The organism is Streptomyces sp. CA-135486, assembly GCF_050936555.1.
Taxonomy (GTDB): Bacteria; Actinomycetota; Actinomycetes; order Streptomycetales; family Streptomycetaceae; genus Streptomyces.
The window spans coordinates 3,070,659-3,089,710 of sequence record NZ_JBNJMM010000001.1 but is presented as its reverse complement, the minus strand read 5'-3'; the positions used below and the strand labels follow the sequence as shown (position 1 = coordinate 3,089,710).

General features: G+C 69.7%; 14 protein-coding genes and 1 pseudogene. 11 read left to right on the top strand and 4 right to left on the bottom strand.

Translation table 11 applies throughout. The features are described from left to right. Positions 1–371 precede the first annotated feature (371 nt). Positions 372–1,304 (top strand): LysR family transcriptional regulator, encoded by a 933-nt coding sequence (locus ACQEVG_RS14000; RefSeq protein WP_432985348.1) that lies wholly within the window; start codon positions 372–374, stop codon positions 1,302–1,304. Here the strand turns inward: ACQEVG_RS14000 and ACQEVG_RS13995 are convergent. Further along, positions 1,258–1,428 (bottom strand): annotated as a pseudogene (locus ACQEVG_RS13995) (Rid family hydrolase); the annotation flags it as partial. The gene ACQEVG_RS14000 and the pseudogene ACQEVG_RS13995 overlap by 47 nt on opposite strands. 574 nt (positions 1,429–2,002) lie before the next feature. On the opposite strand from ACQEVG_RS13995, the gene ACQEVG_RS13990 reads away from it, so the two are divergent. Beyond that, the gene (locus ACQEVG_RS13990; protein ID WP_432982238.1) at positions 2,003–3,481 is read left to right on the top strand and encodes a Gfo/Idh/MocA family protein; all 1,479 of its coding nucleotides are present in this window, start codon (positions 2,003–2,005) and stop codon (positions 3,479–3,481) included. Between the two features lie 98 nt (positions 3,482–3,579). On the opposite strand, the gene ACQEVG_RS13985 is transcribed toward ACQEVG_RS13990, so the two are convergent. Continuing rightward, positions 3,580–5,172 carry a peptide-N4-asparagine amidase gene (locus ACQEVG_RS13985; protein ID WP_432982235.1) on the bottom strand — a complete coding sequence of 531 codons (1,593 nt, stop codon included), beginning with the start codon at positions 5,170–5,172 and terminating at the stop codon, positions 3,580–3,582. A gap of 158 nt (positions 5,173–5,330) precedes the next feature. Between ACQEVG_RS13985 and ACQEVG_RS13980 the strand changes: the two genes are divergently transcribed. The 4 genes from ACQEVG_RS13980 to ACQEVG_RS13965 all read left to right on the top strand — a co-directional run bounded on the left by ACQEVG_RS13980 (position 5,331) and on the right by ACQEVG_RS13965 (position 10,329). Then, positions 5,331–7,139 (top strand): ABC transporter transmembrane domain-containing protein, encoded by a 1,809-nt coding sequence (locus ACQEVG_RS13980; protein WP_432982232.1) that lies wholly within the window; start codon positions 5,331–5,333, stop codon positions 7,137–7,139. Then, positions 7,136–8,917, top strand: a complete 1,782-nt coding sequence (locus ACQEVG_RS13975; protein ID WP_432982229.1) for an ABC transporter ATP-binding protein — start codon at positions 7,136–7,138, stop codon at positions 8,915–8,917. The genes ACQEVG_RS13980 and ACQEVG_RS13975 overlap by 4 nt, the downstream gene beginning before the upstream one ends. A 154-nt stretch (positions 8,918–9,071) precedes the next feature. After that, the gene (locus ACQEVG_RS13970) at positions 9,072–9,692 is read left to right on the top strand and encodes an RNA polymerase sigma factor (protein ID WP_432982226.1); all 621 of its coding nucleotides are present in this window, start codon (positions 9,072–9,074) and stop codon (positions 9,690–9,692) included. Further along, complete coding sequence (locus tag ACQEVG_RS13965) at positions 9,682–10,329, top strand: hypothetical protein (protein ID WP_432982223.1); 648 nt, start codon at positions 9,682–9,684, stop codon at positions 10,327–10,329. Before ACQEVG_RS13970 ends, ACQEVG_RS13965 begins: the two co-directional genes overlap by 11 nt. Positions 10,330–10,357: 28 nt before the next feature. On the opposite strand, the gene ACQEVG_RS13960 is transcribed toward ACQEVG_RS13965, so the two are convergent. Next, the gene (locus ACQEVG_RS13960) at positions 10,358–11,149 is read right to left on the bottom strand and encodes a metal-dependent hydrolase (RefSeq protein WP_432982220.1); all 792 of its coding nucleotides are present in this window, start codon (positions 11,147–11,149) and stop codon (positions 10,358–10,360) included. A 120-nt stretch (positions 11,150–11,269) separates the two neighbouring features. Between ACQEVG_RS13960 and ACQEVG_RS13955 the strand changes: the two genes are divergently transcribed. The 4 genes from ACQEVG_RS13955 to ACQEVG_RS13940 all read left to right on the top strand — a co-directional run bounded on the left by ACQEVG_RS13955 (position 11,270) and on the right by ACQEVG_RS13940 (position 16,890). After that, positions 11,270–13,783 carry a DEAD/DEAH box helicase gene (locus tag ACQEVG_RS13955; protein ID WP_432982217.1) on the top strand — a complete coding sequence of 838 codons (2,514 nt, stop codon included), beginning with the start codon at positions 11,270–11,272 and terminating at the stop codon, positions 13,781–13,783. A gap of 25 nt (positions 13,784–13,808) precedes the next feature. Next, complete coding sequence (locus ACQEVG_RS13950; protein ID WP_432982214.1) at positions 13,809–14,681, top strand: acyl-CoA thioesterase; 873 nt, start codon at positions 13,809–13,811, stop codon at positions 14,679–14,681. 123 nt (positions 14,682–14,804) lie between these two features. Beyond that, entirely contained in the window at positions 14,805–16,325 is a 1,521-nt protein-coding gene (locus ACQEVG_RS13945) for a glycosyltransferase family 39 protein (RefSeq protein WP_432982211.1), read from the top strand. A 76-nt stretch (positions 16,326–16,401) separates the two neighbouring features. After that, on the top strand, positions 16,402–16,890 hold the full coding sequence (locus ACQEVG_RS13940) for a glutathione peroxidase (RefSeq protein WP_432982208.1): 489 nt from the start codon (positions 16,402–16,404) through the stop codon (positions 16,888–16,890). A 70-nt stretch (positions 16,891–16,960) separates the two neighbouring features. Here ACQEVG_RS13940 and ACQEVG_RS13935 read toward each other — a convergent pair whose 3' ends face one another. Further along, complete coding sequence (locus tag ACQEVG_RS13935) at positions 16,961–18,187, bottom strand: acyl-CoA dehydrogenase family protein (RefSeq protein ID WP_432982205.1); 1,227 nt, start codon at positions 18,185–18,187, stop codon at positions 16,961–16,963. A 168-nt stretch (positions 18,188–18,355) separates the two neighbouring features. On the opposite strand from ACQEVG_RS13935, the gene ACQEVG_RS13930 reads away from it, so the two are divergent. Then, a complete protein-coding gene (locus ACQEVG_RS13930; protein WP_432982202.1) occupies positions 18,356–19,003 on the top strand; it encodes a TetR family transcriptional regulator in 648 nt (215 codons plus the stop codon). Positions 19,004–19,052: the final 49 nt, after the last annotated feature.

Genomic DNA, 19,052 nt, shown 5'->3' with positions numbered 1-19,052 from the left:
TTGGAGGACCGAGAACAGTGAAGAGCAGGTTTCAAGCAGCTCCCGCAAGAGCCGGGAGGAGAGCAACCAGCGCGCGGCTGGGCAGGCCGGGCGCAGCGAGCAGGACATGGTGATCGCGCTGAGGATTCAGGGACGGACGAACTGCAGGGTCACAGCCGGATGTTCGTCCCTGGCACCGCCAGGATCTGTCAGTGCGCCCGATCAGGAAACACGGCACGGAGCAGCCTTGTGAGCGTGATCCGCGGCAGGTAGTGCACGGAGCGGTGGTCGGCTCTGCAGCACGCGACCACTGTGCCGACAGATAGCCCCTTGTTCTAGTGCATGTTTTCGAGCAATATTCATTGAGAAAAACGACTGTTCTCGAGGTCTTGATGTTTGATCTACACCGGCTCCGCCTTCTGCGAGAGCTCAAACACCGCGGCACGCTTGCCGCGGTCGCCTCCGCTCTGTCGTACAGCCCTTCCACGATCTCCCAGCAGCTCGCGCTCTTGGAATCGGAAGCTGGGGTCCCTCTCCTGGAGCCCGTCGGCCGACGCGTCCGCCTGACTCCGCAGGCCGAGATCCTCGTCGCCCACACCGAAGCCCTGCTCGAGCGGCTCGAACAGGCGGAAGCCGACATCGCCACCTCCTTGACCGACCTCGTCGGCACCATGCGCATCGCCTCCTTCCAAACTGCTGCGCTGGCTCTCGTCCCGACGGCGCTGACGCTTCTCCGCAACGCCCATCCGTTCCTGCGCGTCCATGTCACCCAGATGGAGCGGGAAAGCGCTGTACCGGCGTTGCTCGCGCGCGATTTCGACCTGGTCATTGACGTGGAATACCCGGGCGATCCCAGCCCTCGTCCCGCTGAACTCGAGCAAGAGGACCTGTGCGAAGACTCCCTGCACCTGGCTCGACCGGGCAACGCCGACTCGAGTGCGCCTCAGCAGGCGCTGCGCGCGCTGGCTGACCACCCGTGGATCATGGAACCGGAGGGGACGGTCGCCCGCCGCTGGTCGATGGCCCTGTGCCGTGATGCGGGATTTGAACCCGATGTGCGCTACGAGTCGACCGACCACTACCTTCACCTGCGGCTCGTTGAGCAGGGGCATGCCGCCGCCCTCCTGCCCGCCCTCGTGTGGCTGGGCTGTCCGCCAGCCGTGGCCTTGCACCCGCTGCCAGCAGGCCAGCAGGCGCGCAGACTGTTCACCGCCGTACGCCGCGGCAGCCGCCAGCACCCCGCCATCCAGGCCGTTCGGCAAGCGCTCCGGCAAGCGGTCAGACAGACGTCCCGTGTGGCAGACGACAGCCCGCCATCCTCATAGGGGTCGCGAACACGTGGGGATCGGCGAGACCGCACATCAGCATCGTGGCGGCCGGCCGGACCTCGCCGAAATACCGGCGCAGGACCGGCCAGCAGGGCTCGAGGTCGGCCCGGTCGGGCAGCAGAAGAGCAGTGGGTTCTCGTTCCAGGTGTCGATCCACGCGGTGATGTCACGCAGGACCGAGCCCACGGCGATCATTCGTACTCGTCGTCCGGGTCCAGGTCCGGCTCAATGCCTGAGAGTTGTTCGGCCAGAGCCTTCAGATCGGTGGCACCATCGTTGTCGTCGGGATGTTCGGGCGGCGTTGTCGTCACGGTGCATCCTGTTCTCCTCCGGACTGCCAGTCCAATGCACTGTGCCAGGCTGCGGCCCAGGCGTAGAAGGTTCCACCAGCCGGTCATCGAGCAGCCGGCCCAGGCAACCGGGCCGGGCCCACTCGGCCATTGTGGCACTGCTCAGCCTGGCCGGATGCGTCTAGTCGTCCTACGGCCCCCGTACGGCGTGGCCCCCTGCCATGGCCCTCGCCGCTTCACGGCCGTGCCTCGGGCCGGACACGGCCGTGAAGAAGAGTCCATGGGTTCGGACCAAGAGTCCAAACGCCGCCCTTGCGCATCAGTAGCACCAACTACCAAGGTCCCTACCGAAGTTCATGAACATGCCGCGCAACGTCAGCTCAACGACGGCTTCCTGGAGGCTCGATGAACGACGCAGCACAGCAGAACCCCGGTACGGCCGACGGCGACGACGGCTCGGTGAGCCGTCGTTCGGTCCTGCGGACCACGGCCGGAGTGGCGGGCGCGGGGCTGGGCCTCGGCGCGCTGGGCACGGGCGCCGCCTCGGCCACGGAGAGCGGCGCGGCGGGCGGCGCGGCGGGCGGCGCGGCGGGCGGCGCACCGGGCGAGGACTTAGCCGCAGCCACCCCGCCCCGCCTGGGGCCCACCATGGCCGGCGTCCCCTTCGAGCGGCGCAGCACCGTACGCGTCGGCATCATCGGCCTCGGCAATCGCGGCGACAGCATGATCGACCTCTTTCTCGCCCTCCCCGGGGTCCAGGTCGTCGCCCTCTGCGACTCGGTCAAGGCGAAGTCGGAGAGCGCCGCCGCCAAGGTGGTCAAGGCCGGTCAAGCCGCGCCCGCCGTCTACACCAACGGCGAGGACGACTACGCGAATCTGTGCAAGCGGGGCGACGTCGACTTCGTCTATGTGGCCACGCCATGGGACTTCCACTTCGAGATGGCCAAGGCCGCCATGGTGAATGGCAAGCACGTCGGCGTGGAGTGTCCGATCGCCATGCGCCTGGACGAGTTGTGGGCGCTCGTCGACCTCTCCGAGCGCACCAGACGCCACTGCATGCAGCTGGAGAACTGTTGCTACGGCAAGAACGAGATGCGCGTGCTGCGCATGGCGCACGCCGGCAAGTTCGGCGATCTGCTGCACGGCGCGGGCGCGTACAACCACGATCTGCGCGGCCTGATGTTCGACCCGGAATACTACGAGGGCCCCTGGCGCCGGCTGTGGCACACCCGGCTGCGCGGCGACCTCTACCCGAACCACGGCTTCGGTCCCGTCTCCAATTACATGGACATCAACCGCGGTGACCGGGTCGTGAGAATCTCCAGCTTCGGCACCCCGGCCCTCGGTCTGTCCGAGTACCGCAAGGCACACATGCCGCCGGGCGACCCGAGCTGGAAGGAGACGTACATCGAGAGCGACCGCACCATCAGCCTGGTCCAGACGGCGAAGGGTCGGGTCATCCGCCTGGAACACGATGTGTCGACTCCACACCCCTACAGCCGGATCAACAGCCTGGGCGGCACCAAGGGTGTCTTCGAGGACTACCCGGAGCGGATCTACCTGGAGCCCGACCACACGAATGACCAGTGGGGCGATTTCGCCGCCTACGCGGAGTGGGACCACTGGCTGTGGAAGGAGCACTCCAACCCGCCCGGCGGGCACGGCGGCATGGACTACATCATGGTCTTCCGGCTGATGCAGTGCATGCAGCTGGGGCTGGTGCCCGACTTCGATGTGTACGACGCGGCGGCCTGGACGGCTCCGGTGCCACTCAGCCATGCGTCGATCAGGGCGAAGGGCGCCCCGCAGCAGATACCGGACTTCACCCGCGGCGAGTGGAGGAAGTCCCGCAGCGGCGTGGACTCGGCCAAGCCCGCCGTCTGACAGGGCAGTCGGGGCCCGGCTCGCGCCTGCCGGGCCCCGCGCCTCCACCTGCACATCTCGACCCGGGCACCCCTCAACCGGGCCCCGCACACCTCGGTTCAGCAGCGCCGCCGGTCCTCGGTCACCACTCCCTGGACCGTTTGCAGACTGCGGTCGTAGCAGCCCTCGGAGCCCCGCAGCCGGTAGCGCTCCGCCGTCGTGCCGACCGCGTGCCGCTGATCGCGCGGCACATTCGCCGTGTAGGTCGCATCGCCGCTGTATGTATCGTCCAGCCGTGCCCACGTCGGCCGCTTCCTGCCGTGGGCGACGACGGTGTCGGCCCTGTCCCCCAGGGTGAGGACGGTACGCAGCCGGGCCCCCGCACCCAGTGTGGTGACGCCGTCCATCGTGTAGGTCCGGTGGGTGGCCGTGAGCCGCCGCCCGCTGCTCACCCTCTCGTCGTCGCGCCAGCTCCCCTTCAGCGCGTCGAGGTTCTCGCCCTCGGTCCAGCGGTGGACCGAGGTGTTCGCGAGGGTGCGGCTCACGGTCGTCGTGACCCGGCCGTGCGAGGTGTTGAGATAGCCGGTGACGGTGAGCCGATGGGCGCCTTTTGTGTCGAGCCGGTGCTCGGAACCGGGCGTATACGTCACCGAGTTGACGGGTGTGCTCTCCTCGTGGCGGGTCAGCGCCCCCGTGACCACCGTGCTGGCTTCGTCCTGCCACACCAGCACATTGGTGGGCGTGCTCCAGCCGGTCTGGCCGGTCGGCACTCCGGCGACGGAGACCTCGACCCGGTGCGGGCGGCCGTCGTTGAGCCGGCCGGCGAAGGGGGTCAGGTCGTACTCGATAGGCTTGATGTCGAAGGCCCGCGGCCCCGGAATCACGTACCAGAGGAAGGGGTTGGACCAGCCGCCCGTCCATACCGTCGGGAACGGCGCGGCGATTCCGGCGAGCTCTCCGTCGACCTTGATCTGCGCTTCGCGGTAGGGGCCGCCGGTGGCCCTGCAGGAGTACGGGGCGGCGTCCGGGACGGTCAGGTACCAGTACTCCTCGCAGCCGCCGCCCGATCCGGTCGCGTACACCTCGGCGAGAATCCGTTCCGAGTTGCGCGGTGTGGTCAGCGAAGTGCCCGCCGGCGCAAGCACCTTGTCGGGCGTCCCGGCAGGTCTGGCCGTGCCGTTCGCCGCGTAGAAGGTCAGCGTCACCTTGACGTCGAAGATGCCGGTGTACGTCTCATTGACGACATTGCCGATGAGCATCTCGACCGGCTGGGCGCTGCGCAGCGTGTCGCTGTAGCGCGTGACGTCCTTCTCCACCGACCAGGCGATGCCGTCCGGTGAGGGCTGCGGGGTCGAGGTGAGCAGGATCTCGACGCCGCCGACGGTGAGATGGCCGAGCCGGTCGTACTGCCGCCCCTTGACGCTCCCATCGAGCCGGAGCACCACCTTGCTCCAGCTCTCACCGCACTCCTTCGGCGGCGTATAACTCCCCTTGTACGGGGTGAAGTCGCGGAACTCCGCCTCGGCGAGCGTCACTTGACAGGACTCCGCATCCGGGCGCGAGACGGGCGGCGCCGCGGTGACGGGATCGTGCCAGTCGTTGCCGAACTCCGCCGGAGGTGTGTCGGCGGCTGAGGCGGGCCCGGCGCCGAGCAGCGAACCGGCGGCCAGCCCCAACCCGACGAGCATGGACATGATCTGTCGTCGTCTCATGGGTCAGGAGTGAAGCGTGCGACGGGTCCGCAGCGCCAGGGCGAGTTGTTCGATCTTGGCGTGTTGTGTGTGCTGCCGCACAAAAATCGATTGCGGAGCGCGGCTGCAAAAGGCGAACCTTGCACGGTTTGCGCCGTCCTTTCGAGCCTTGGAACGTCATGCAGATTCGCGATCTTCCGTATCCCGACCCCGGTGTGCCCGACGCCAGGTCCGGACCGCGGTTCCTGCTCTGGCTCGGGCGCAACCAGCTCGGCGGACAGCTCACGTCACTGGCCTGGGGCCTGCTGCACTTCTGCGGTGTGTCCGGGCTGCCGCTGGGCGTGGGCCAAGCCGTGCAGGCAGTCGTGGACCGTTCCGGCTCCCGCCTCGCACTCGCCGGCGCGCTGATCGTCGGGTGCGGCGTGGCGATCACCGTGGGCGACACGATGCTGCACCGCACCGCCGTCACCAATTGGATCACCGCCGCGGCGCGTGTCCAGCAGCTGCTGGCGGGCAAGGCGGCGGAGCTCGGCTCGGCGCTGACCCGACGGGTCGCGGCCGGCGAGGTGGTCGCGGTCTCCACGGGCGATGTGGAGAAGATCGGCTGGTTCGTCGAAGCGGTCTCGCGCTTCGCCGCGGCCGCCGTCACGGTGGTCCTGGTCTGCGTCGGCCTGGTTCTGTACGAGCCGGAGCTGGGCGTGGTGGTCGCCATCGGCGTCCCCGCGCTGGCCCTGGCCGTACTGCCGCTGCTCCCGCGCGCCACCCGGCGGGCCGACATCCAGCGCGAGAAGGCCGGCAAGGCCACCGAACTGGCCGCGGACACCGTCGCGGGCCTGCGGGTCCTGCGCGGCATCGGCGGCGAGGAACTGTTCCTCGGCCGCTACCGGCAGGCTTCCCAGGAGGTGCGCAGGGCGGCGGTCCGCAGCGCCCGCATGTGGTCGCTGATCTCGGCGATCCAGGTGCTGATGCCGGGCCTGCTGCTGATCACGGTGGTCTGGCACGGAGCCGGGCTCGCCCGGGCCGGCCGGATCGGGATCGGCGAACTGGTCACCGCCTTCAGCGCGGTGACGCTGCTCATGTATCCCTTGCGGCACTTCGAGGAGATCGCCATGGCGTACTCCTTCTCGCGGCCCTCCGCCAAGCGTGCCGCGCGGGTACTGGCACTGCGCCGCACGACGGAGCCCTCCGACGTGGAGTACGGGCGTCCGAGCGGCGATCTGTACGACCCCGCCACCGGCGTCGTCGCCTCCGCGGGCCGGTTCACCGCCGTGGTGTGCGGCGACCCGGACGCGGCGGGACTGCTGGCCGAACGGCTCGGCGGACACCCGGCCGCCGACGTGGAAGGCGCCGCGTCCGTGCTGCTCGGCGGGGTGCCGCTGGACGAGCTGGCGCTGGACGAGGCGCGTGCCGCCGTCCTCGTACAGGACAAGGACCCGGTGCTGCTCTCCGGCACCCTGCGGGCGCTGCTCGACGTGCCCTCCTCCGGGAAGGTGTCCGCCGAGGACGCGCTGGCGGCCGCGCAGTGCGCCGATGTGCTGGACGCCCTCGCGCAGGCGTCCACGGACGCCGACGGCGACCCGATGCGGACACGGATCACCGAGCGCGGCCGTTCGCTGTCCGGCGGGCAGCGACAGCGGCTCGCACTGGCCCGTTCGCTGGTCACCGACCCCGAGGTGCTCGTGCTGGACGAGCCCACGTCCGCCGTGGACTCGCACACGGAGGCGCGGATCTCCGAGGGTGTGAAGGGTCTGCGGGCCGGTCGCACCACGGTCGTGTTCACCTCCTCACCGCTGCTGCTCGACCACGCGGACAGGGTGGTTTTCGTGCACGACGGCAAGGTCGCGGCGGTCGGCGTCCACCGCGAACTGCTGGACGGCACCGCCGGTTACCGCGCGGTCGTCACCCGCGAGACCGAGGAAGAGCAGCTGGGTGGCATCACGGTTATCGACGAACTGGACGCCCTGGAAGAGATCGAGGAGTCGGCATGATCGGCGTGGCGCCACCGGCGTACGACCCGGCGGCCCCGGAGACGGCGGCAACCCTGCCCGTCGGCACTCCGGCAACCGTGCGGGCGTACGTCAGCGAACTGCTGCGGCGGCACCGCAGGGCCTTTGTGCTGCTGGTCTTCGTCAACGCCGTCGCGGTGATCTCCTCGATGGCCGGCCCCTATCTGCTGGGCGGGCTCGTCGAGGACCTGGCGGACGGGGCGCGCGAGCTCCATCTGGAGCGCGCCGCCGCGCTGTTCGCGCTCGCGCTGGTCGTCCAGACCGTGTTCGTACGGCTGATGCGGCTGCGCGGCGCGATGCTCGGCGAAGAGATGCTGGCCGACCTGCGCGAGGACTTCCTCGTGCGGTCGGTCGGGCTGCCGCCGGGTGTCCTTGAGCGCGCCGGCACGGGGGACCTGCTCTCCCGTATCACCACCGACATCGACCGGCTGGCCAATGCGATGCGCGAGGCCGTGCCGCAGCTGGCGATCGGCGTGGTCTGGGCCGGCCTGCTGATCGGCGCGCTCACGGTGACCGCGCCGCCGCTGGCGCTCGCCGTGCTCGTCGCCGTTCCGGTGCTGGTGATCGGCTGTCGCTGGTACTTCCGGCGGGCACCGTCCGCGTACCGCTCGGAGGCAGCCGGTTATGCGGCGGTCGCCGCCGTGCTGGCGGAGACCGTGGACGCCGGGCGGACCGTGGAGGCGCACCGCCTCGGCGGACGCCGGGTGGCGCTGTCCGAGCGGCGGATCAAGGAGTGGACCGCGTGGGAGCGTTACACGCTCTATCTCCGTTCGGTCCTGTTCCCCGTCATCAACGTGACGCATGTGACGATCCTCTGCTCGGTGCTGCTGATCGGTGGCGTCTTCGTGCTTCAGGACTGGATCAGCGTCGGGCAGCTCACGACCGGCGCCCTGCTGGCGCAGATGCTGGTCGACCCGGTCAATCTGATCCTGCGCTGGTACGACGAGCTCCAGGTCGCCCAGGTGTCGATCGCCCGGCTCGTCGGCGTACGCGAGATCGAACCGGACGCCGGTGACGCGCACATCGCGCCGGACGGCCGCGATGTGCGTGCGGACGAGGTGCACTTCGGCTACCGCGAGGGCGTGGACGTGCTGCACCGGGTCTCGCTCGCCGTCGCGCCGGGCACCCGGCTCGCGCTGGTCGGCCCCTCCGGCGCCGGCAAGTCGACGCTGGGCCGGCTGCTCGCGGGCATCTACTCCCCTCGGGCGGGCCGCATCACGCTCGGCGCGGCCGAGTTGTCCAGGATGCCGGCGGAGCGCGTACGTGAGCATGTCGCCCTGGTCAACCAGGAGCACCACGTCTTCGTGGGCTCGCTGCGCGACAACCTGCTGCTGGCCCGTACGGGCGCGTCCGACGCGGAGCTGTGGGCAGCGCTCGCGGCGGTCGACGCGGACTCCTGGTCGCGGGGGCTGGACGGCGGCCTCGACACCGAGGTCGGCTCGGGCGGCCTCGCGCTGACCCCTGCCCAGGCCCAGCAGATCGCCCTGGGCCGTCTGGTCCTGGCGGACCCGCACACGCTGGTCCTGGACGAGGCGACCTCGCTCCTGGACCCGCGGGCGGCCCGCCATCTGGAGCGTTCGCTCTCCCGGGTCCTGGACGGCCGCACGGTGGTCGCCATCGCCCACCGCCTGCACACCGCGCACGACGCGGATGTGATCGCGGTGGTGGAGGAGGGCCGGATCAGCGAACTGGGCAGCCACGACGAACTGGTCGCGGCCGGCGGGGCGTACGCGGCGCTGTGGCGGTCCTGGCACGGGTGAGAACAGGGTGTGAGGACCCGCTGGTGACATGGCTCCATCAGCGGGCCCTCTGCACCCACCCCCGCGGTGGTCCCGGGCCGTGGCGGATAGGTGGCCGGTCGTCCCTTCTCGACCCACGTTGTACGCAGCGGCCCTCGCATCGGATTGCGCGGCGATGCAATCCCTGGGCGGGGTGGTGACGTATGTATGCGATGTGGAGCTGTTCTCGCGCGCGGACCGGGCCGACGACGCCTCTCTCCTCGCCGGACTCGCCATCGGCGACGAGGCGGCGTCCACCGCGTTCGTACGCCGCTTCCAGGCGGCGGTGTACGGTCTCGCGCTGTCCGTGACGCGCGAGCCGGGCCTCGCCGAGGACGTCAGCCAGGAGGTGTTCGTACGGGCCTGGCGCGCCGCCGGAAGCTATGACCCGCGGCGGGCGTCCGTGCTCACCTGGCTGCTGACCATCACACGCAACGCGGCCATCGACTCGGTGCGGCCCCGGCGGCCCACCCCCGTCGTGTCGGACACATTGGAGCTGCTGATCGGTGCGACGCTCCAGGCCGAGGGACCGGAACAGCTCGCACTCCTCGCCCTGGAGAGCAGACGCGCCGTGCAACGGCTCCGGTCGCTCCCCGCCGAGCAGGCGCGGGCCGTTGTGCTCGCCGTCATCGGCGGGTGCACCGCCGCCGAGGTCGGGCGGCACGAGGACATCCCGCTCGGCACCGCCAAGAGCCGCATCCGGGCCGGCCTGCGCAGGCTGCGGGACTCGCTGAAGGAGGACAGCCGTGACCGATAGGCACCTCGGCGAGGAGCAACTGGTCGCCCTGGCACTCGGCGATGCTCCGGACGAGCAGGCGGCGCTGCTGGAGCATCTGCGCGCCTGCCCGTCGTGCCGGGCGGCGTACCAGGAGATCTCGGGGGCCGTGGACGCCGTGCTGCCCGCCGCGCCGGCCGTCGCTCCCTCGGCCGGCTTCGACGCCCGGGTCCTTGAACGGCTGGATGTGAAGAAGCCTGTTGCGCACCGGTCGCGCCGGGTCCCCCTGCTGCTCGCGGCAGCGGCGGCGGCCGTCGGGATAGGCATCGGCTCCGCCGTGACGGCGACCGTCGTCGACCGGGGTCCGGCGGCCGTCGTCGCGAGCGAACAGGGCGCGCGGCTCGTCACCCGCGCCGGGTCCACGGTGGGCACGGTCGAACCGAGCCAGGTGGGCGACGAGCGGGTCGTCGTCATGCAGATCAGCGACGCACCGCCCGGCAGGCACTACTCCTGCCGGCTGGTGCTGAAGGACGGCACGGTCCGTGATGGCGGTGCCTGGTGGGTGCCGGCCTCCGGACGCGCGACCTGGATCGCGTACGGCTCGGCGAGCACCGTCGACCGGGTGGAGCTGGTCGCCGACAACGGCAGTGTGTGGTCCCACGCCGATCTGACCGACTGACCTCCCCGCTGCTAGATGTACCCGAGTGCTAGATGTACCCGAGCGCGGCCGCGCCGCCCGCCCCGCCCAGCAGCATGAACACCGGCATCAGCACCTTCAGCTCCACCCAGCTGCCCGCCCTGAACCGCATCGGCTTCGGCGGGCCCACCGGGTACCAGCGCTTGCGGCCCACCGGGATCGGCCACAGGATCGGGCAGCCCGAGACGGTCAGCGCATCGCCGATGTCGTGCACCAGCGCGCCCAGCACGATCGGCAGGCCAAGCCACAGATACTCCTGGCCGGGGGCGGTGAACAGCCAGTCCGCGCCATTGCCCGGCTTGTCCAGTACGCCCGCCAGGATCCACGCGCTCGTCGCGCCCAGCAGCCACACCAGTACATCGCTGGAGACTCGCGCGGCCCGCCACAGCAGGCCTTCCACGGCGAGCACCAGATGGATGAAGAGGATCGCGAGAACCGCCCACCGGCCGCCGGTGATCGCGAGCGCCGAGGTGCCCGCGCCGATCAGGACCGCCCACAGCCAGGTGTGGGTGAGCGTGCGATGGCCGCCGGTCCTGCGCTTGTCGCCCTGTTTCTTCGTCGCCTTGTAGACCGCGTACGACAGCTTGTCGACGACCTCGCACAGTCCGCGCGAGATCGGCCCGAAGGCCCGCGAGATCGTCGCCGCCTTGTGGTCGAGGTCCGGCGCGAGCGCCGCCCCCGCGCAGATCAGCGCTCCGACGACGAGGACCGGCCACGGCATCGGGTGGCCGGCGGCAGCGGTCGCCGCGCCCACCCCCAGCCAGGCAGCCGCCCCGGACAGAGAGTGCGCCGGTCCCATCATGTGCGTTCCCGCCCCATTGCTCTTGTGGTGAAGCCCAGTTGACAGGGCAGCGTATCGCCCGTGATCTTGCCGTTGCCGTCCGGTTCCCTGATCCGGGGTGAAGCCAGGCAAGATGGGGGCGTGACCCTTATCGATCAGCTGCCGCCGGACGCCGACCCAGATGCCCTCTTCGAAGCCTTCTCCTCATGGGCCGAAGGCCAGGGCATCACGCTCTACCCGGCTCAGGAGGAGGCGCTGATCGAGGTGGTCTCCGGGGCCAATGTGATCCTTTCGACGCCCACCGGCTCGGGAAAGAGCCTGGTCGCGGCGGGCGCGCACTTCACGGCTCTGGCCAATGACCAGGTCACGTTCTACACCGCGCCGATCAAGGCGCTGGTCTCGGAGAAGTTCTTCGACCTCTGCAAGCTCTTCGGCACGGAGAACGTCGGGATGCTCACCGGCGACGCGTCCGTCAACGCCGACGCCCCCGTCATCTGCTGCACCGCCGAGGTGCTGGCCTCCATCGCCCTGCGCGACGGCAAGCACGCCGACATCGGCCAGGTCGTGATGGACGAGTTCCACTTCTACGCGGAGCCGGACCGCGGCTGGGCCTGGCAGATCCCGCTCCTGGAGCTGCCGCAGGCGCAGTTCATCCTGATGTCGGCGACGCTCGGCGACGTCTCCATGTTCGAGAAGGACCTCACCCGCCGCACCGGCCGCGAGACGTCGGTCGTGCGGTCCGCGACCCGGCCCGTCCCGCTCTCGTACGAGTACGTCACGACGCCCATCACGGAGACCCTGACCGAGCTGCTCGAAACCAGGCAGGCGCCGGTCTACATCGTGCACTTCACGCAGGCCCAGGCGGTCGAGCGCGCGCAGTCGCTGATGAGCATCAACATGTGCACGCGCGAGGAGAAGGACAAGATCGCCGAACTGATCGGCAACTTCCGCTTCACCACCAAGTTCGGGCAGAACCTGTCCCGTTACGTACGCCATGGCATCGGCGTGCACCACGCCGGCATGCTGCCCAAGTACCGCCGCCTGGTCGAAAAGCTGGCGCAGGCAGGCCTGTTGAAGGTCATCTGCGGTACCGACACGCTCGGCGTCGGCGTCAACGTCCCCATCCGCACGGTGCTGTTCACCGCTCTCACCAAGTACGACGGCAATCGCGTACGTACTCTCCGCGCCCGCGAGTTCCATCAGATCGCCGGTCGCGCCGGGCGGGCCGGATTCGACACCGCCGGTTTTGTGGTCGCCCAGGCCCCCGAGCACGTCATCGAGAACGAGAAAGCGCTCGCGAAGGCCGGCGACGACCCGAAGAAGCGCCGCAAGGTGGTCAGGAAGAAGGCTCCCGAGGGCTTCGTCGCCTGGTCGGACACCACGTTCGAGAAGCTGATCGGCTCCGAGCCGGAGCCGCTGACCTCACGCTTCAGGGTCACCAACATCATGCTGCTCTCGGTGATCGCCCGGCCCGGGAACGCCTTCGAGGCGATGCGCCGCCTCCTGGAGGACAACCACGAGCCGCGCAAGGCGCAGCTGCGCCACATCCGCCGGGCCATCGCCATCTACCGCTCGCTGCTCGACGGCGGGGTGGTTGAGCAGTTGGACAGGCCCGACGCCGAGGGCCGCACCATCCGGCTCACCGTCGACCTCCAGCAGGACTTCGCGCTCAACCAGCCGCTGTCGACATTCGCGCTCGCCGCCTTCGACCTGCTCGACCCGGAGTCCCCGTCCTACGCCCTGGACATGGTCTCCGTGGTCGAGTCGACGCTCGACGACCCCCGTCAGATCCTCGCCGCCATGCAGAACAAGGCGCGCGGTGAGGCGGTCGGCCAGATGAAGGCGGACGGCATCGAGTACGAGGAGCGCATGGAGCGGCTCCAGGACATCTCGTACCCCAAGCCGCTGGAAGAGCTGCTCTGGCACGCGTACAACGTCTACAAGAAGTCGCACCCGTGGGTCGGTGACCACCCGGTCTCGCCGAAGTCCGTCATCCGTGACATGTACGAACGGGCCCTCACCTTCACGGAGTTCACCTCCTGGTACGAACTCGCGCGCACCGAGGGCATCGTGCTGCGCTATCTCGCGAGCGCGTACAAGGCGCTTGACCACACCATCCCCGACGACCTCAAGACCGAGGACCTTCAGGACCTGATCGCCTGGCTCGGCGAGATGGTGCGCCAGGTCGACTCCAGCCTGCTCGACGAGTGGGAGCAGCTGGCCAACCCGGAGATCGAGACCGCCGAGCAGGCCCAAGAGAAGGCCGACGAGGTCAAGCCGGTCACCGCGAACGCCCGCGCCTTCCGTGTGCTCGTACGCAACGCCATGTTCCGCCGGGTCGAACTGGCCGCGCTGGACCACGTCCGCGAGCTCGGCGAGCTGGACGCCGAGTCCGGCTGGGACGAGGACGCCTGGGGCGAGGCGATGGACACGTACTGGGACGAGTACGAGGACCTGGGCACCGGACCCGACGCACGCGGCCCCAAGCTGCTGCTGATCGAGGAGGATCCGGAGCACGGTCTGTGGCGCGTCCGCCAGATCTTCGCCGACCCGAACGGCGACCATGACTGGGGCATCAGCGCGGAGGTCGATCTGGCGGCCTCCGACGAGGAAGGCCGGGCCGTCGTGCGCGTCACATCCGTCGGCCAGCTCTGACACCGGGAACACAGGAGACCATCCGATGACGAATCCGGCCGAGCGCCTGGTCGATCTGCTCGACCTGGAGCAGATCGAGGTCAACATCTTCCGCGGCCTCAGCCCGAACGAGTCCCTGCAGCGGGTCTTCGGCGGGCAGGTGGCGGGCCAGGCGCTGGTCGCGGCCGGGCGCACCACCGACGGCGAGCGGCCGGTCCACTCGCTGCACGCCTACTTCCTGCGGGCGGGAATCCCCGGCGTGCCGATCGTCTACCAGGTGGAACGCGTCAGGGACGGCCGCTCGTTCACCACCCGCCGGGTCACCGCGGTCCAGCAGGGCAAGACCATCTTCAATCTGACCGCCTCCTTCCACCGGCCGGAGGAGGGCAGCATCGAGCATCAGCTGCCGCCGCGGCTGGAGTTCCCGGGCCCCGAGACCCTTCCGTCGGTCACCACGGAGATCCGCGAGCATCTGGGCGAACTCCCCGAGGCGCTGGAGCGGATGGCCCGCCGCCAGCCCTTCGACATCCGTTATGCCGAACGGCTGCGCTGGACACCCGAGGAGATCAAGGAGGCGGACCCGCGCAGCGCCGTGTGGATGCGCGCGGTGGGCCCGCTCGGCGACGACCCACTGGTGCACACCTGCGCGCTGACGTACGCGAGCGACATGACGCTGCTCGACGCGGTCCGCATTCCGGTCGAGCCGCTGTGGGGCAGGCGCGGCTTCGACATGGCGTCGCTGGACCACGCGATGTGGTTCCACCGGCCTTTCCGCGCCGACGAGTGGTTTCTGTACGACCAGGAGTCGCCGATCTCGACGGGCGGACGTGGGCTGGCACGTGGCCGCATCTACGACCGCGAGGGCAGGCTGCTGGTTTCGGTGGTGCAGGAGGGGCTGTTCCGCAGGCTGGGCGACTGACGAGCCGGACAGGACCTGAGTGCCCGAACAGGGGAAATCCGCCATATCCGGTATGTCGCAAACTGTTTGACGGGCCGGAGTCCCTAGGGTCGTCGCGCTACCGCCGCGACGTAAGGCTCCCACATGGCACTCCTCCCCCGCCCGACAACCCTCGACCGGTCGGTCCCCGCCCAGGACTCCGGGCTGTCGCAGACAGCCGAAGCGCCGCCGGAATCCCGCGGGGTGCTGCGCAGCGTCTGGCTGTGGCCCGTCGTCGCCACGTTGGCGTGCACGGTGTACCGCATCAGCACCCCGGTGATGTGGGAGGACGAGCTCACCACCTGGGACGTGGCCTCCCGTGACCTCGGGCAGCTGCTGGACACGGTCCAGCGGGTGGACGCGGTGCTCGGTACGTACTATCTGCTCCTGCATGGGTGGATGACGGTCTTCGGGGACTCCGCGACCGCGCTGCGGCTGCCCTCGGCTCTGGCCATGGCCGGTGCCGCCGGATGCGCGGCGCTGTGCGGGCAGCGGCTGTTCGGGCGCCGCGCCGGGCTGGCCGGGGGCCTGCTGTTCGCGTTGATCCCGGTGGTGAGCAGGTACGCCCACGAGGCTCGACCGTATGCGCTGGTCGTCTGTGCCGTGTCGTTGTCCACGCTGTTGCTGCTGCGGGCGCTGGAGCGGCCGGGGAGCAAGCGGCGCTGGGCCGCGTACGCCTTGGGTGTGACGGCGGTCGGCCTGTTCCATCTGCTGGCGCTGACCGTGCTGCTCGGGCACATGGTGACGGCTGCCCTGCGGGCGCGGGCCGAGCGGCGGGTTCTGTGGAGCTTCGGCCTTGCCGCCGCGGTGGGTGTGGTCGGTGCGGTTCCCGTGGCGCTGCTGGGCAGGGCGCAGACCGGCCGGCAGATCTCCTGGATCCCCCAGCCGGACGGGTGGAGCCTGCTCTCGGTCTGGCCCCAGGTGTTTGCGTCGGCGATGCTGGCCGGGGCGGTGATCGCACTGGCGGCCACCGGCTGGGGCGAGCGCCGCGGTGCCGCGCTGTGCTGCACCGCGATGGCGGTGCTGCCGCCGCTGGTCCTGTGGGCGGTATCGCACGGGGAGGTGTCGTACTTCTACCACCGGTACCTGCTGTTCACCCTGCCGGCGTGGGTGATGCTCGCCGGGGCGGGCCTGGTCGCCGCACGGAGCCGGGCGGCCGTATCGGCGGTGCTGGTGGTGCTCGCGGTGCTGACCCTGCACGAGCAGCAGACGCTGCGGAAGCCGTTCGCGCACTTCAACAGCGGCCTGGACTATCGGGGCGCCGCGCGGACCATCGAGAAGTACTACCGGCCCGGTGATGCGGTGGTCTACGACCGCGGGGACGACTCCTGGCGGATGCTCGATGCGGGGGTCCGCTTCTATCTGCCGGACGATCAGCGGTTGCATGACGTCTTCCTGGACGAGTCGTCCGCCGACCGGGACGACCTGCGGCCCACGGAGTGCCAGGACGCGGGTGCCTGTCTGCGCGGCGACAAGCGGGTCTGGCTCGTCGTGTCGGGCAACTGGGGGGATCCGTTCAGGGAACTGCCCGACGACCAGGAGCAGGCGCTGCGTGCGCGGTACACGGAGTACGGCTCCGAGCATGTGACAGGCATCACCGTGACACTCCTCGAACTCAAGGCATAACCAGCTTCGGAGCGCGTTTGAGTGTCTGCGGCCTTTGTCAGACTGGACCGCATCGTTATCACCAGAAGGAGACCCGATGAGTCTGTCCGACATCCCGCTGCGCACCCTGACGGGCGAGTCCGCGTCGCTTGCCGACTTCGACGGCAAGGCGGTGCTGCTGGTGAATGTCGCCTCTCGATGCGGCCTGACGCCGCAGTACGAAGGTCTGGAGCGGCTTCAGAAGAGCTACGGTGACCGCGGCTTCACGGTGCTGGGCGTGCCCTGCAACCAGTTCGCCGGCCAGGAGCCGGGCAACGCGGAGGAGATCCAGTCCTTCTGCTCGGCGACGTACGGCGTGACCTTCCCGATGCTGGAGAAGACGGATGTGAACGGGGACGGCCGGCACCCGCTGTACGCGGAGCTGACGAAGGTCGCGGACGCGGACGGCGAGGCCGGCGACGTCCAGTGGAACTTCGAGAAGTTCCTGATCGGCAAGGACGGCCAGGTCGTGGCGCGGATCCGCCCGCGCACGGAGCCGGAGGCCCCGGAGGTCGTCGCCGCGATCGAGGCGCTGCTCGGCGCCTGACGGTCCGGAGTCCTCGGTCGCCGGACGGGGGTTGATCGCATCTCCGTCCGGCGGCCGAGGACAAGCCGGCCTAACGGATCGGCATGCCCGACAGCGTCCGCGCGATCACCAGCCGCTGGATCTCGCTCGTACCCTCAAAGATCGTGTAGATCGCGGCGTCGCGGTGCATGCGCTCCACGGGGTATTCACGGGTGAATCCGTTGCCGCCCAGGATCTGGATGGCCTGCGCCGTGACCTTCTTCGCGGTCTCGGAGGCGTACAGCTTGGACATCGAGCCCTCGGCGGAGGTGAAGGGCTTGCCCGTCACCGCCATCCAGGAGGCGCGCCACACCAGCAGCCGTGCCGCGTCGATCTGGGTACGCATGTCGGCGAGTTGGAACGCGATCCCCTGATTGTCGACGATCGGACGGCCGAACTGGCTGCGGGTCATGGCGTAGTCGAGTGCGACTTCGTACGCGGCGCGGGCGGTGCCCACCGCCATCGCGCCGACCGCCGGGCGGGAGGCCTCGAAGGTGGCCATGGCCGCGTTCTTCACCCTCTCGCCGCCGGACTTGGCCCTCTCACGCGCGCGGACCAGGCGCTCGTCCAGCTTCTCCTTGCCGCCGAGCAGGCAGGAGCCGGGGACGCGTGCGTTCTCCAGCACCACCTCGGCGGTGTGCGAGGCGCGGATGCCGTGCTTCTTGAACTTCTGGCCCTGCGAGAGGCCAGGGGTGTTCGGCGGGACGATGAAGGAGGCGTGGCCCTTGGAACCGAGCTCCGGGTCGACGACCGCGACCACGACATGGACGTTGGCGATACCGCCGTTGGTCGCCCAGGTCTTGGTGCCGTTGAGCACCCACTCGTCCTTCGCCTCGTCGTACACCGCGCGGGTGCGCATCGCACCGACGTCGGAACCCGCGTCCGGCTCGGAGGAGCAGAAGGCCGCGACCTTCACGTCGTCCACGTCACCGTACATCTGTGGAATCCAGGTGCCGATCTGCTCCTCGGTACCGTTCGCGAGGACGCCGACCGCCGCAAGTCCCGTGCCGACAATGGAGAGTCCGATGCCGGCGTCGCCCCAGAACAGCTCCTCCATCGCCATCGGGATGCCGAGGCCGGTCGGGTCGAAGAACTGCTGGGCGTAGAAGTCGAGGGAGTAGATTCCCACCTTGGCCGCTTCCTGGATGACCGGCCAGGGTGTCTCCTCACGCTCGTCCCACTCGGCGGCGGCCGGACGCATCACGTCCTTGGCGAATCCGTTGAGCCAGTCACGGATCTGCTTCTGGTCGTCGTTGAGTTCGAGCGTGAACTCGGCCATTTTCCCCTCCAGTACTGCGGTGACCTCTTGCGTGTTACTTGCGGTAACCGCAGTCTGTTACCGGCAAGTAGCGCATGTCAACCGGCCACCGCCCGATCACCTTCTCCGGCTGGCAGGGTGTTACGTTGCGCAGGCGTCACGCAATCGCACGGGCGGGGAGAAACGAAAATGGAGACCACACAGCAGGCGGCGGGCCAACAACGGTCGGCCGACCAGCGGCGCCGGGAGCTACTCGAAGCCGCGGACCGAGTGGTGCTCCGGGACGGGCCGCAGGCGTCGATGAACGCGATCGCCGCGGAGGCGGGCATCACCAAGCCCATCCTGTACCGGCACTTCGGCGACAAGAGCGGCCTGTACCGGGCGCTGGCCAAGCGCCACACCGATGCGCTGCTGCACGCGCTGCGGGAAGCGGTCGACGCGCCCTCCGAGCGCCGCGAGCGGGTCGAGGCGACGCTGGACACGTATCTCGCGGCGATCGAAGCCAGGCCGCAGGTCTACCGCTTCCTGATGCATCCGGCCGAGGACAACCAGCCCTCGGAGGCGGGGTTCGACGTCGGCCTGCACTCGGCGCCGCTGCTGCGACGGCTCGGCGAAGAGCTGGCGAAGGTCATCTACGACCGGGTCGACCTCGGGCCGGACAGCGAGCAGTTGGCCCGGGTGTGGGGTCATGGCATCGTCGGCATGATGCACGCGGCCGGGGACTGGTGGCTGGGCGAACGCCCGTGCTCCCGCGCGGAGTTGGTGCGCTGCCTGGCGGACCTGCTGTGGGGCCGCCTGGCCGCGGCGGGCGACCGCGCGGGCGGCCCGACGTTCTGACGGTGCCGGGCGCCACGCCTGCGGCGGGCCGGTAACCGGTGCTCTGCCC